Annotated in this window: 10 protein-coding genes; 7 read left to right on the forward strand and 3 right to left on the reverse strand. The window is 67.9% G+C overall.

Annotated elements, in window-relative coordinates:
* Positions 1 to 52: 52 nt before the first annotated feature.
* Both Aple_RS37320 and Aple_RS37325 read right to left on the reverse strand, forming a co-directional pair.
* Complete coding sequence (locus Aple_RS37320) at positions 53 to 1,417, reverse strand: cytochrome P450 (protein WP_155349471.1); 1,365 nt, start codon at positions 1,415 to 1,417, stop codon at positions 53 to 55.
* A 210-nt stretch (positions 1,418 to 1,627) separates the two neighbouring features.
* Entirely contained in the window at positions 1,628 to 2,047 is a 420-nt protein-coding gene (locus Aple_RS37325; protein ID WP_155349472.1) for an SPW repeat protein, read from the reverse strand.
* Between the two features lie 112 nt (positions 2,048 to 2,159).
* Here Aple_RS37325 and Aple_RS37330 point away from each other — a divergent pair, with 112 nt between their 5' ends.
* A complete protein-coding gene (locus Aple_RS37330; RefSeq protein WP_218038698.1) occupies positions 2,160 to 2,594 on the forward strand; it encodes a MarR family winged helix-turn-helix transcriptional regulator in 435 nt (144 codons plus the stop codon).
* A gap of 28 nt (positions 2,595 to 2,622) precedes the next feature.
* Here Aple_RS37330 and Aple_RS37335 read toward each other — a convergent pair whose 3' ends face one another.
* Positions 2,623 to 3,240 (reverse strand): hypothetical protein, encoded by a 618-nt coding sequence (locus Aple_RS37335; RefSeq protein WP_155349473.1) that lies wholly within the window; start codon positions 3,238 to 3,240, stop codon positions 2,623 to 2,625.
* Positions 3,241 to 4,418: 1,178 nt separating this feature from the next.
* Here Aple_RS37335 and Aple_RS37340 point away from each other — a divergent pair.
* From Aple_RS37340 to Aple_RS37365, 6 genes are all read left to right on the forward strand, one after another.
* The gene (locus tag Aple_RS37340) at positions 4,419 to 9,155 is read left to right on the forward strand and encodes a discoidin domain-containing protein (protein ID WP_218038699.1); all 4,737 of its coding nucleotides are present in this window, start codon (positions 4,419 to 4,421) and stop codon (positions 9,153 to 9,155) included.
* A gap of 64 nt (positions 9,156 to 9,219) precedes the next feature.
* Positions 9,220 to 12,342 (forward strand): OmpL47-type beta-barrel domain-containing protein, encoded by a 3,123-nt coding sequence (locus tag Aple_RS37345; RefSeq protein ID WP_155349474.1) that lies wholly within the window; start codon positions 9,220 to 9,222, stop codon positions 12,340 to 12,342.
* A gap of 36 nt (positions 12,343 to 12,378) precedes the next feature.
* Complete coding sequence (locus Aple_RS37350; RefSeq protein ID WP_155349475.1) at positions 12,379 to 13,011, forward strand: hypothetical protein; 633 nt, start codon at positions 12,379 to 12,381, stop codon at positions 13,009 to 13,011.
* Positions 13,012 to 13,073: 62 nt separating this feature from the next.
* The gene (locus tag Aple_RS37355) at positions 13,074 to 14,102 is read left to right on the forward strand and encodes a WxL protein peptidoglycan domain-containing protein (protein WP_155349476.1); all 1,029 of its coding nucleotides are present in this window, start codon (positions 13,074 to 13,076) and stop codon (positions 14,100 to 14,102) included.
* Between the two features lie 127 nt (positions 14,103 to 14,229).
* Entirely contained in the window at positions 14,230 to 14,523 is a 294-nt protein-coding gene (locus Aple_RS37360; RefSeq protein ID WP_155349477.1) for a DUF6247 family protein, read from the forward strand.
* Positions 14,520 to 14,768: a type II toxin-antitoxin system RelE family toxin gene (locus Aple_RS37365; RefSeq protein WP_155349478.1), complete on the forward strand. Its 249-nt coding sequence runs from the start codon at positions 14,520 to 14,522 to the stop codon at positions 14,766 to 14,768. The genes Aple_RS37360 and Aple_RS37365 overlap by 4 nt, the downstream gene beginning before the upstream one ends.
* The last annotated feature ends 99 nt before the right edge of the window (positions 14,769 to 14,867 follow it).

The raw sequence follows: 14,867 nt of genomic DNA on the forward strand, positions 1-14,867 counted from the left end.
CGCGGGTACCGGCTTAATGACGGTACCCGCGAGGCCCTTCTACGATCGCGCGTCAGGCGGATGCGCCCACCGGTTCGTCGGCGAGCAACTGCACGGGGTAGTGCTTGAGACCGGATACGACTTGGCCGCTGATGATCCACTCCGGCCCCGGCTCGAGTTCCTTCGCGTCGGGGAACGCGGCCAGGAACTTCTGGAAGATCAACTCAAGCTCGATCCGGGCCACGTTGCGACCCAGGCACATGTGCGTACCCAGCCCGAAGCTGAGGTGCGGGTTCGGGTCACGGGTGATGTCGAACTCGTTCGGCCGCGCGAAGACCTCCGGGTCGCGGTTGGCCGACGTCAGCCACGAGACGACCCAGTCGCCCTCCTTGATCTGCTTGTCGCCGATGACGGTGTCAGCGGTGGCCACTCGGAGGCGGTTCTTCGACGGTGTGACAAACCTCAGCACCTCCTCAACTGCCTTCGGCGCGAGGCTCGGGTCATTACGCAGGAGAGCGGCCTGATCGGGGTGCCTGATGAACTCCATAAGACCGACCGCGGCAGTGTCCCGCGTGGACTCCAGTCCAGCAGCCGTGACGGTGGTTCCCATCCATCCGACCCACCGCTCGCTGAGGTACTCACCGTCGATCCGCATGTTGGCCAGGGTGGTCGCGAAGCTCGTGTCAGACGCGCCCCGCCGCGCCATCAGGTCCGCACGCATGTACTCGAAGAGCGCGGCGAATCCGTCGGCCTGGACAGTGCGTGGATCACGGCCGTGGGCACGGACCGGATCTTCAGGGTTGATGATCGACTTGGCGAGTTCGCGAACCTCGTCCCACTTCTCCTCCGGAACGTCCATGAGGCGCAAGAAGACATTGACGGGGAGAGGCGCGCACAGATCCTCCACGAGGTCCACCTCACCCGGCCGGTTCACTCCGGCGATGAGCTTGACTACGAGAGCTTCGATCCCGTCTCGATACTTCTTGCTCGAGGGCACGCTGAAGTGCGGGTTCAGGGGACGGCGAAGTTGGGTGTGGTTCGGGGGATCCTGGTGGGTCAGGCGAACATCCGCTCCGATTTTGTGGAGATACTCCGGCGTGGGCGTGGGCCCTTTCGGTGGAAGTTGCGAGCCCGCCTGTGAGCTGAAGAGCCCGGGGCTGTTGAGGACCGCGACGCAGTCCTCATGCCTTGTGAGCGACCAGAACCCGCGCTCGTGGCTGCCCTTTGTCCAGTGCACCGGCTCCTCAGCGCGCATGAAGGCGAAGACCTCATGCTGCTCGTCCCCGGTGACATAGTCCGGGCCGGTCAGCCCCAGATCGATTGATTCCCAGTCCACTACTACGTCTCCGATTCCACCCTTGGCCAAGCTGACCGTGACTTCAGCCCGCATCCTGCGGTATCCCAACGTATACCTAGCGCAACAGATGTCAACCCTCACCGGTGTGCCACCCGGATACGGCAAAAACGGAGGTCGCCGCCTGGCCGCAGTCGGTTTTCCCGGGCGCGGACTACTACGAAATGACGATGCGGGAGGCCGCCTGGCGGGTTTCACCGCTCTGCCCGCCGGTGCGCGCAATCGCCGCGCCTCCGGGAGATCCGGGCCCAGGCGGAAGCCGGGCTGCCGGCTCCCGCCTGGGAAAGCCCCGAGTTATCTAGCTCGCCTTCCCCCAAGGAACATCGCGCCCAGCCCGAGGAGCAGGATGACCGTGCCGGTCACCACGTTGTTCCAGATCGTCGCGGTGTTGGCGACGTCGGCGCTGATGACCCAGGGAGCGATGATCGTCCAGATGCCGATCAGCGGTGCGACCCAGGTGAGGCCGTGAGTGCGGCCGTAGGCCGAGGCGAATCCTAGGGCCAGCATTGCCAGGGCGATCCCGACGATCAGGTTGTTCCCGGTCAGGGTCGGGAACGTGTGGAACCCGACCACGAAGGGCGAGATCGCGAGGTAGAGCCCGGTCAGGAACGTCAGGCCGGCGACCGCCTTGGCGGTCGGTGTCTCCGCGGCGAGTTCGTACTTCGCCCGCAGCTCCTGGATGTCGGGGTGCGTCTTCATGGCCTGACCAGCCATGTCTTTCACCACCTTCGCGAGTAAGGCGGCCGCTTTCAGAGGCGATGCGCTCACATGTCGCCCTACTCATATATCATGTTGTGATAATATCACATGAGGAGATTTGAGGCCCATGATGCCGCCACCCAACGCTCTTGATGACGGGCAGTATGCGAGGTTGCTCGCGGTCCGGGTGGGGGTGCGCCGCTTCCTTCGGTGGAGTGAGGAGCGGGCGGCCGAAGTGGGGCTGACGGCCACCCAGCACCAGCTGCTGCTGGCGATCCGCGGCCACGACGACTCGCGCGGGCCCACCATCGGAGAACTCGCCGACTACCTGTGCACCCGGCATCACAGCACCGTGCAGCTGATCGATCGCGTCGAGCAGCTCGGGCTCGTCGCCCGTAATCGCGGGGAAGGCAAGGATCGCCGCGTCGTGCGCCTGAAGCTCACCAGTGCGGGCAAGGGCAAGCTGGCCCTGCTCAGCGCCACCCACCTGGAAGAACTCCGGCGACTGGCTCCTCTGATCAACGCGTTGGTCGAATCGGCGGCCGTACTGGAGACGCCGTGAGGGCGTAGACATCGCCCCCTGGCAAGACTCAGCCGCGCCGGGAGTACACCTTCTTGACCTTGGCGACGGCCTTCTTGGCGGTCTTCACCGTTGTCGGCCATGTCGACTTGGTGTCGGTCAGGCCCTGGTAGACGACGACCGAGCTCTTGTACGCGACGACGACGAACTCCGACACATACGTGTTCATATCGGCCCCCGGGAACCGAGCGCTGTCGAAGGTCACCTCGAAGGCGTAGGTGGCGTCGCCGAGGTTGGCGACCTTCTTCTTCTTGAACTCGCTCTGCCGCCGGAAGCCCACCTGCCCGTCACAGGAGGTGGCGACCTTCGACGCGGCGGTCTTGAGCTGTTTGATCGTCGCCGGACCACCGGTGAACACCTGATGTAACCCGTTGACCTTGCCGATGATCCAGGCCGAGGGCCGCATCCCGCCGAACACGCTGTCGTACGCCTTCAGCGCGTCCATGCAGCGCGCCTCGTCCACCCTGAACGCGGACAGGAACGCTCCATCCAGGTCCATCGTCAAGATGGCCACACCCTTGCCGAGATCCTTGCCGGCCAGCAGGGCCCGCTTCATCTCCGCGTCCGTCAGCGGGGCCACCGGCGCCGCCACCGCCAGCGCACCCGTGAGCACCAGTTCTATGATCATGGTTTTCTCCCGCCTCCGCGTAATCGGAAGACGAACGCTAGCGTCGTACGACCAACGTGATCAACGAAATACGCAGAATCTTCACAAGCACCGCACACCACGCGTGCCAAATACCTGCGTGGCTATCAAGACCACCAGAAGTGCCCGGCGCCCTACGGACCTGTTCAGGGCATAACCCCAGGTCAGCGGGGCAATTCGGGCCTTGTCGATCGATCGTCGAAATGATGAATTCGACGTGTCCGAGGGGCGTCCCTTCGAATCCGTAACCCGCTGGGCTCCGGCGACGTAATCAGATCGTGTGGGGTGTCCGGATCGGGAGAAGATCGAAGTTGGTCCGTAAATGGGTCGCTTTAGGTATTTAACCTTCGTGGCCGGCGACCTCCGGGGACATCGACTCGGCTGGCTCGTCCGGGCCGCTCGAAGCCGACCGGGTAGGCCGAGGGCAGCGCACCGCCCGTCGGGTCACGTGTGATCGGAGCGACACATACTCCATGTCCATACGTCACCGATATACCTTTGCGACCCTCGTGTCCCAGAATGGGTTGATGTCCGGAGCGGGGAGGGAGGAGCCTCGCTCCCTGGCCGCCTCGATGATCCGGGCAGCCGCCTGGTCGCCGCCACGGAACCCCCTGGTCATCCCCTGTCGAAAACCTTTTCAGAACCCTGTGAAGTGACGGACGCTCGGCCTACCGGCCAGTCCACCATTGACAGCGTCACGGGCGTCTTCTATGTTTCGAAAACCTTTTAGGTGATTTCGGGCATGCGTCGGGGGGATATCGGAAGGAGAAGGCCATGAAGCCACGTGCGCTGGTCCACACGGTCCTGGTCACGGTGGTGCCGCTTCTATGCCAACCCGCCGCAGGACCGGGCGCAGCCCGCCTGCCTGGCCACCACGGACTCCTCCGCCGGCTCCGGAGTGCGGATTCACCGCAGGTCTGATCGCCCGCCGTCGACTAACCCCGCATCCGTGTCCACACCAGCCAGCCACCCACCTGCCAACCGCGGGTCATCCACCACGCGCGTCTGGCTCCCGATCATCTGAGTCACCCACGACAGCGACGCCCACGCCGCGGCGCCGCCAGCCCAACCAACCACGAGCCGTTTCCGACCCTCGGCACGCCACCGTTCGTGTGCCGGCAGAAGCCCGAAATTCACCCCCACCGGTACCAGGAGGAGCAATGATCACCAGACGCTTAAGGAGGGCGCCCACGTGGGCGGCCCTCACCGCGCTCGTGGCGGGAGGGGTGGTCGGCCTGCCGTCCGCCGCCCACGCCGCCAGCCCGGTCTTACCGGGCAATGAGAGCGACGTGGGCGTCTACACCAACGGGCAGAACCACGTCATGGAGATCGGGGATCCGGTCTACACCAACGTCCCCGAGGTGGCCGAGCGGCTGAAGCCCGGCGTTCCGTTCACCGCGTCGAGCATGAACCAGTCCATCTTCGACAAGGATCTCGCCGCCGGCGGCACCGACTACTACCTCGACCGCGTCCTGGGCGTCCGTGGCCCGCTCGGCGCGGCGGTACTGATGACCAGGGGCCGCTCGCTGTACATGCGCGGCGCCAGCAACAACAACTTCACCGTCATGGGCTTCGCCGGCAGCACCTTCGTCGGCGGGCCCAACAACCTCGGCAACCTCTACACCGTCACCGTACCCGGGCAGACGGTCACCGAGGTCAACGCGAACCGGTTCAACGCGCCGAGCCACGCCAAGGGCCGGTACACGATCGGGACCACCGGAGTCACCGCCGATCTGACGAAGTTCATCACCTACGACAACGTCGCGGTCACCGCCATCGACCTCACCAACCCGGGCGAGTCGGCGGCGACCTTCACCGTTCGCGCCGCGTCGCCGCTGGCGACCCAGGCCGGGGCCGGTACGGCCGAGCTCACCGGCACCCGAACGATCACCAGCGGCTCCAACAACGGCCTCATCGACACGCCGTGGAACGCGATCAAGGTCAACCTCACCGGTGCCGGTTTCACCCGCAGCGGCACCAACCTCGACCGCGAGGTCACCGTTCCCGCCGGGGGCACGGTCTCGCTGTCCGTCGTCGGCGCGGTCTCCTCGGCCACCCTGCCCAAGACCGTCGAGAGCTACGAGCAGTACGCCGCGAAATCGCCGAGTGAGGCCGTCCGCACCGGCATCACCGAGTTCAACCGGCGCTGGGCGCAGGACATCCCGTACGTCAACGTCCCCGACCCCGCGATCGAGAAGGCGATCGTGTACCGCTGGTGGGGCGAGCGCTACAACAGCCTGGACCCCAACGCGCCCGGCTACGTGTACCAGTACCCCACCACGGTCGAAGGGTCGAACCTCTACCAGAACGCCGTGGCGCTGACCCAGCCGATGCACCTGCAGGACACCAAGTGGCTGCGCACGCCGTACCTGCCGTACGGCCAGATCCTCAACATCGGCGAGCTCTCCGGCTCCTCGGCGTTCCTGGACAGCCCCGGTCACACCAGCTGGAACAACCACTACTCGCAGTACATCGGCACCGCCGGGCTCGAGGCGTACAACGTCCACGGCGGCGGCAAGGAGATCGCGAGCAAGTTCGCCCACTACTTCGAGGGCGACGGCGTCGGGCAGCTTGAGCACTACGACGGCAACAACGACAAGCTCATCGCGTACGACACCAACTACATGCCGGGCAACGACGCCGACGCGATCTCGTTCGGCTTCCCGAAGTCCGGCGCCGGCGCGCCCGGCGCGCGGACGATCGAACGTCCCGAGTCGGCGTACGTGTGGGGCGCGTTCGACGCCGCCCGGCAGCTCTACCAGATCGCCGGCGCCGACCAGGCCAAGGTCAACCAGATGGCGACCAGCGCCAACGGCATCAGGGACGCGATCCTCACCCGGCTGTGGAGCCCCGACACGCGGATGTTCCTGGCCGGTACGTCGCACGGCGCCACCAGCGGGGCCAGCTCCAACGGCACGGCCAACCCGCTGCCCGTGGCGGCCCGTAACCTGATCCCGGCGAAGGAGTCGAACCTCTACGACATCTACGCCGAGAACCTCATCCCGTTCGACCAGTGGCAGACCTACGTCGACGGGTACCGCTTCCTGACCTACGGCGACAACTTCCCGATCTTCCCGTTCTACACCGCCAACCAGTACGACCGGACGGCCTACGGGATCGGCGGCTCCAACAACTTCTCCAACATCAACTTCACGGTGCAGTACCGCAGTGTCCGCTCGGCGCTGCGCCACTACGACCCGACGCACAAGTACATCACTCCGGAGTACGCCAAGCGGCTGCTGGACTGGATGGCCTGGAGCATCTACCCCGGCGCGGACGTGCGGGTGCCGAACCAGGCGGAGTACTACTCCAACTGGAACGCGACAGCGAAGACCTACAATCGCAACAACCCGAACCACGTGATGCTCGGCAACATGAACTACATCTTCGTCGAGGACATGGCCGGCCTCCAGCCGCGCTCCGACGACAAGATCGAGTTGTGGCCGATCAAGTTCGGCTACGAGCACTTCATGGTCAACAACCTGCGCTACCACGGGCAGGACGTCACGATCGTCTGGGACCCCGACGGCAGCAAGTACGGCCTGGGCGCGGGCTACAGCCTGTTCGTGAACGGCGAGAAGAAGGTCAGCACCGACAAGCTCGGCAAGTTCGTCTACGACCCGAAGACCAGGCTGGTCCAGGCCGAGGCGGGCCTGGACGTCACCTTCACCGCGGCGACCGCCGGCTTCCCGAGCGCCGTGAACACCCCGATCGAGGATGACCGCGTCGTCTCCTACCTCAAGACGGCCGGCATCGACCTCAGCGAGGACGCGCAGAACCTGGCGGCGGGCGCCACCCTCAGCTCGTCGTACACCCAGCAGGGCGCGCGGTCGACGCCGTGGCGGCAGTTCCACACGCCCGGCTGGAGCACCACCTCGATGAACTACACGCCCGGCGCGACCAAGGAGACCGAGCGGCCGGTGTCGCTGGCCGCGGTCACCGACGGCGTCACGGCCAGCGAACCGTACTGGGGCAACTCCGGCACGAGTGACAAGAACGGCTACGTCGAGCTCAACCTGGGTTCGGCCAAGTCGTTCGACAACGTGAAGGTGTACTTCGTCAGCGACCGTCAGGCCGGCGGCTACCGCGAGCCCGCGCGCTGGTGGATCCAGGTGCCCAACGGCAGCGGCGGCTGGAAGGAGGTGCCGGGCCAGTTCAAGAACCCGACCGTCCCGGCGGCGAAGTTCAACGAGGCGCTCTTCCAGAGCGTGACGGCGGACAAGGTGCGCATCGCCTTCACCAACAACCCGACCCTCTACACGGCGATCTCCGAGATCCAGGTGTTCGACTCGGGGCGTGAGGTGCCACCCGTCTCCAACCAGGCGCCCGTCGTCACCGCCGCGCGCGACGGCTCGGCGGACGGCAACTTGTCCACCAAGCTGGTCGGCACGGCGTCCGACGACGGCATCCCGTACGACAACGAGCTCACCTTCGGCTGGGAGACCGTCTCCGCGCCGCAGGGAGCGGGCGTCATCTTCTCCGACCCGAAGGCGCTGACCACGCGGGTGACCGGCACCGTCGCCGGTGACTACGTGTTCCGGTTCTTCGCCGGCGACGGCGAGAAGCGGTCCGAGGCAACCGTGGCGGTGACCATCGCCAAGAAGGAGGTCGTCGCGGAGTTCGGTTCCTCGGCGGCGATCACCACCAACGGCACCGCGTCGTGGGAGAACCACTCGCGGGTCAACGAGGCCACCACCCCGAGCAGCTCGAACCCGGGCTCAGGGAACGGCTGGGGCAACTGGGGCCAGCCACAGAACGGCACCAGCGTCGCGCAGGCGGCGTGGATCCAGTACAAGTGGACCTCGCCGGTGCGGCTGTCGTCGACCGACATCTACTGGTACGACGACAACGGCGGCACCCGCCGCCCCACGGCCACGACCTACGCCATCGAGGCCTCCAACGACGGCACCACGTGGACCCCGGTCACCCTCACCAACGGGTCGACGTACGCCGCCGGTCTGGCCACCAACGCCTACAACCACTTCAATTTCGAGCCGATCTCGACCAGCCACCTGCGTATCCGCATCTTCGGCCTCATGACCGGCGGCGCGGGCACGGGCGTGCTGCGCTGGCGCGCCAACGGCGAGACCGTCGACTCGGTGCGCTCGCCGGTGCTCATCCGGACCGGCGTGGGCCAGGTGCCCACCCTGCCGAGCACGCTCGACGGGGTGTACGCCAGCGGCGAGCGCGGCACGATCGGGTTCAAGTGGCAGGAGATCACGCCCGCGATGGTCGCGGAGCCCAACGTCGACCCGTTCGTGGTCTACGGCACGAACGACGCGTACGGCCTGATCGCCGAGGCCCGCGTGTACGTGCGGCCGGAGATGTCGCAGGGCGGCATCTCGATCCAGGGCGCCGAGTCGTTCGAGCAGAAGGTCGCGGTAGGCGAGCTGCCCTACCTGCCGCACAAGGTGGAGGTCTCCTACAACGACGGGTCCCGGGACAACCAGGCCATCGGCGTCAACTGGCGGTTCGACCCGGCCATCGTCAACACCGAGGGCCGCTACACCGTCATCGGTGACCTGATCCTGCCCGACTACGTCAGCGAGGCCGGCGCCACGCGGACCACGCTGACCCTCACCGTGGGCGACCCCCCGGCGGCCCCGTCGTGGGACGTCGAGGTCACGGCACGCACGCAGTGCACCGGCACCAACGTCTACGTCTCCGTCAGCGCCCGCAACGCCGACGACGTGCCGCTCACCATCGAGCTGGTCACGCCGTACGGCTCGCGGACGGTGTCCGGTGTCGCGCCCGGGAAGTCCGCCTTCCAGGCGTTCAACTCCCGCGCCAAGACGGTGGCGGCCGGGACCGCGACGGTGAAGGCCACCGGAACCGTCGACGGCCAGCCGGTGACCGCGCAGTTTGAGGCGCCGTTCGGCGCCCTCAGCTGCGGCTAGCCCTTCGTGGTGGCGGCGCCCGACCGGCGCCGCCACCACCACCCCCCGCAAGGAGATCGACACCGTGAACACCACCCCCCGGCGGTTACGCCGGTTCCGCGCGGCGGCGGCCGCCGGGCTCCTCGTCGGCGGCCTGATCGGGGTCGCCGCGCCGGCCTACGCCGCCGACTCGATTACCTTCACCAACACCCGCAACCCCATCCTCGGCGACGGCAGCTACTACTCGGCCGATCCGGCGCCGGTCGTCGTGCCGGCCGGCGCCCCCGGCAACGAGAGCGGCCGCGACGAGCTCTACATCTACACCGGCCACGACCAGGCCGGACCGTCCACCAACGACTTCATCATGAACGAGTGGGGCGCCTTCCGCACCGCGGACGTCCAAGCCGGAGAGTGGACCCACTACCCCTCGCTGATGCGCCCGGAACAGGTCTTCGCCTGGGCGACGCCGGCACGCGCGTACGCCGGCCAGGTGGTCCGCGGCGTGGACGGGCGCTACTACTGGTACGTCCCGATCAACGAGCGGGACAGCCCGGCGTCCGACAAGTTCGCCATCGGCGTGGCCGTCTCGGACAGCCCGACCGGCCCGTGGACCGACCACGCGGGCGGGCCGATCATCTCCCAGCGGGTGCCCACGGCCAACACCATCCACAACATCGACCCGACGATCCTCGTCGACGGCACGGCGCCGAACCAGCGGGTGTACGTCTACTGGGGCTCGTTCAGCAACCTGCGGATGCTGGAACTCCAGCAGGACATGAAGACCCCGGTCGGCACCCAGCGCACCGTCACCGGCCTGACCGGCTTCTTCGAGGCGGCCTGGATCTTCAAGCGCAGCAGCACCTACTACATGGCGTACGCCGGGAACAACGCCGGCCCGACCTCGGCGTGCACCCCGGCGAACTACCACGCCTGCATCGCCTACGCGACGGCCTCCTCGCCCGAGGGGCCGTGGACCTACCGGGGCACCATGCTCCGGCCGGTCTCCTCGACGACGAGCCACCCGGGCATCCTGGAGTTCAACGGCAAGTGGTACATCGCCTACCACACCGCCGACGCCGTGGGCGGCGGTCACTTCCGCCGTTCGGTGGCGATCGACCCGGTCGAGTGGGACGACACGCAGACCCCACCGCGGATGAAGCTCGTCACGCCGACGCCCGTCAAGGGACGCGACCTCACGCCCCGGGCGAACATCGCGCAGGAGGCGAAGGTCGCCGTCTCCAACGAGCCCGTGCCCACGCAGTACTGGGTGAAGGCGCTCAACGACGAGATCGTCCGGTCGAACCCATTGCCGCCGGACATGTGGGGCACCTGGACCGGCAACAACCCGCCCCAGCAGTGGGTGCAGTACACGTGGGACCAGCCGATGCGGATCTCCGGTTCCCAGATCGAGTTCTGGAACGACCAGCCGCAGGGCAGCGGCGTGGGCGTCGCCGCACCGGCCCGCTGGCGCGTCCAGTACTGGGACGCCGGCGCCGGGCAGTGGGCCGACGCGCCGAACCCGAGCGGCTACCCGACCGGCACGCAGGGTTTCCAGAACACCACGTTCGACCCGGTCACCACCACGCAGGTCCGCGCGGTGTTCGACGCGTCGACCAACGGCAGCACCTACTCGGCGGTGGCGGTCGAGGAGTGGAAGATCCTCGCCGCGCAGCCGGGATCCGTCACGCCACCGGCGATCACGGTCGAAGTGGGCGAGCGGGATCTGCCCGGCGCCGTCGGCGTGTCGTTCGGCGGTGAAACATTGCAGGTGCCGGTCTTCTGGGACCCGGTGACGGCGGAGCAGGTCGCGGAGCCCGGCACGTTGACGCTCCAGGGCACCGTGCTCGGCTACGCCGCGGGCAGGGTCTCAGCGCAGGTCAAGGTCATCTCGCCCGGCGACACCGAGGGCGACGAGACCGCGCCGACGCTGACGCTCACGCCCAGTGGCAGCGCGGGCAGCGCCGGCTGGTTCCGGTCCGCGGTGCGGGTGCGCGTCGCCGGAGTCGACGACCGGGGCGGCCGCCTGACGATCGAGTCCAAGGTGGACGACGGCCAGCCGGTCGTCGCGACGGACGTCCGGAACGTCGACGTCAACGTCTCCGGGAACGGCCAGCACGCCGTCACGGCGACCGCGACCGACCGCGCGGGCAACGTCTCAGCGCCCGCGAACCTCGCCGTGCGCATCGACGCCACGGCACCGGTCAGCACGGCCACCGTGAGCGCCACCCGGACGGTCACGGTGACCGCGAGCGACGCGACCTCCGGGGTCGCCGGCATCGAGTACGCCATCGGCACCGGCGCGTGGACCGCCTACACCGGCGCCATCGCGGCACCGGACTCGAACCGGCACACCGTGTCGTTCCGCGCGCTCGATGTGGCCGGAAACCTGGAGACCGCCAAGACGGTCACCATCCCGGCGGACCTGTCCGGGCCGCTCACCGGCAACATCGGGCCCATCGCGACCCCGACCGCCTCCTACACGGCGGGCTGGAACAGCGTCACCGCCCTCAACGACGGCGCCGACCCGGCGAGCCCGAGCCAGGCGCAGATCTGGGGCACCTGGTCCGGCACCCGCCCGGAGACCCAGTGGGTCCAGTACGACTGGGCCCGCCCCGTACGACTCACCGGAACGGAACTGAAGTTCTGGCGGGACTCCAACCGCGGCACCGGCGACGGCGTCGCCGAACCCGACGGGTGGGGGCTGCAGTACTGGGACGAGGCCGGCTCGGCCTGGCGTGACGTGACCGGCGCGTCCGCGTACGGCACGAGCACGACCGCGTTCAACACCGTCACCTTCGACCCGGTCACCACACCCCGGGTGCGGGCCACGGTCCGGGCCAACGGCAACGGCACCACCTTCTCCGCGGTCGCGATCACGGAGTGGCGGGTCTTCGCCGACGACCCGGGCACCCAGCCGGCCGTGGTGCCCGTCACGGTCACCGTCCAGCCGCGGTGCGTCGCCGGCAAGGCGTACATCGCCGTGCGGGCGAGTAACGACCACGAGTCGCCGGTGACCATCGCGCTGGAGACCGCGTACGGCGAGCGGTCTTTCGCGAACGTCGCGCCGGGTGCCAGCGCCTACCAGTCGTTCGCCACCCGGACGGCCTCGGTCGCGGCGGGCTCGGTGACCGTCCGCGCCACCGGGACGGTGGACGGCGAGGAGGTGACCACTGTCTCCACCGCGGAACACCCCGGCCTGGCCTGCTGATTTCCACCATTTCCACCAATCACGAAGGGCAATCGCATGAACACATACCGAAAGCGGCTGATCACGGCGGGTGCCGTCCTGGCCGCGATGATGGCGCTGCAGACGATGGTGCAGTCGCCGGCCATGGCCGACCCCGGCGACAGCAGTGACGTAGAGGTGACGGTCGACATCGAGGAGATCCGGCAGCCGGGCGTGCTCGCCATGTCGATCGCCGACGGCTCCGTCGCGCTGTCCGAGGACGGCTCGACCCTGGAGATCCGCCAGTTCACCGGCACGCTGCCGACGGTGACGGTCACCGACACCCGTACGGCGGAGGAGGTGCCCGCCGGCGCCGCGTGGGCCGTGCTGGGCAGCGCGACCGATTTCGCCGGCAACACCGGTCAGGCGCCGATCAGCGCCGGGCACCTGGGCTGGAAGCCGCACCTGATCGACGGTGGTGACACCGGCCTGATCGCCGAAGGTGAGGAGGTGGTGACCGTCCTCGACGAGCCGACCCAGCCCGGCAACAACGTCGGTCTGGTCGACCAGGAACTGCTGGTGTCGACGTTCGACTCCGGGTCCGTCGCCGAAGGCGCGTTCTCCGTCAACGCCGACCTGTTCCTGCGCACCCCGGCGGATGTCGCCGCCGGTTCGTACACCTCTACATTGACCCTGTCCCTGTTCGAGTGACGCACAGGTGGGGGGCCGCGGCGACGCGGCCCCCCACCGCATCCATGCCGGAGGACCTCGCCATGATCCGAATCTTGCCGCGGGCCCTGCCGCGGCTGCTCGCCGTCCTGGCCGCGGTGCTCGTCGCCGTGCCGATCGCGCCCGCCGCGGCTGACCCGGCGCTCACCTGGTCGGTCCAGCCGGCCAACCAGCAGGGTCCGGACGGCCGCCGATGGATCGAGCTCACGCTCGACCCGGGTCAGACGGTGACCGAGCACCTGGCCGTGCGGAACTTCAGCGACAACACCTTCGACTTCTCCCTGAAGGCGGCCGACGGCTACCTCACGGACAAGGGACGCTTCAACATGCTGCCGTCCAACCGCGCGTCAGCGGACGGCGGAACCTGGATCCAGGTGCAGGAAAAGGTCACGGTCGGGGCCAAGGAGACGAAGGTGGTGCCGTTCACCATCACCGTGCCTGAAGGCACCTCGCCGGGAGACCATCCGGCCGGTATCGCGGCGACGGTCACCAGCACCGGGGGCACGGTCGCCGTCGAGAGCCGGGTCGGGTTCCGGGTCATGATGCGGGCCACCGGCACGGTCAGGGCAGCCGTGGCCATCAACGACCTCACCGCCACATACCAGCAGTCGTGGAACCCCTTCTCGGCCGGCACCATCCGCGTCAGGTACACCGCGACGAGCGACGGCAACGTCGCCATGACCGGCACCGGCCGGGTGACGATCGCTGAACTGTTCGGCCTGGCCTCGCACGATACCGAGGCCGAGGTCGAGGAGCTGTTTCCGGGCGGCAGCCGGGAGGTCGACGCCCGCATCGGGGGAGTCTGGGCGCTGGGACCGCTCAGCACGACCGTCAACGTGACTCCCGCCATCCGCGACGGCGGCCCGGCCGCGATCCTGCCCTCCTCGGCCACCGTGACGGTCTGGACCGTGCCCTGGCCGCAACTGGCCCTGGTGGCCATCCTCGGCGCCCTCTTCCTCGCCTTCCGTACCATCACCCGGCGACGCCGCCAGCGCCTCGCGGACCTCCTCGCCCGCGCCCGCGACGAAGGCCGAGCGGAAGCCACACTCGTCGGCCAAGATCCTGACAAATAAGTAGTTCAGGTGATAGCCGCACGCAATCCTGGCGGCCAGGACCACGCTTCTGCCATCGCCTGACATTCCATCTGCGTTTCACCGGGGGCAGCACCGGTTCCACGCACGTGGGGGTACGGTTGTTTCTATGAGCGCTCAGCCCATCGAGGAGGACCCGCAGGACCCGCAAGTGATCCTTCGCGGTCTGCCCGTCCGGGAGCGGCCGGAGTTTCTCCGCCAGTACCGTCAGGCGGTCGAGGCGGCACGTGACGACCTGGCAAGCTACACGGCCCTGAAGCGGCTGCTGCACCGATGGCACCTGACGGTCATCGCCACCAACCGGCCCGGCTACTACGACGCCATCCAGGAAGCCAAGGAAGGTGCTGGCGCGACCACACCGCTTGATGAGGCCATCGCCGACGAGTTGGCCCGCCGCCGGTGACCTACCGCCCCCACTTATCCGAGCGGGCGCTAAGCCAGCTCGGCGGCTTCCCCACTGACGCGCTCACCGCCTTGGTGAAGGCTATGGCCGACGTCTGCGAGAACCCGTATGACCCGCTCACCAGCATGGCCACTGACGACCCGCAGGTACGGCGAGCCGACTTCGGCGACCATGGATTCGTCACGTTCCTGATTCTGGACTCGGTTGAGATCGTCCGCGTTGTGGACATTCTGTGGGCCGGCTGACGTGACGCAGAACATCAGGATGTCTTGCCATTGATTTGGCTCGCGGTTTCTCGTCGCACGAGGGTCTTCCGAGCCGTACATGGAGGGCTCAGCGGTTCG

It is taken from the genome of Acrocarpospora pleiomorpha (assembly GCF_009687885.1).
Taxonomy (GTDB): domain Bacteria; phylum Actinomycetota; class Actinomycetes; order Streptosporangiales; family Streptosporangiaceae; genus Acrocarpospora; species Acrocarpospora pleiomorpha.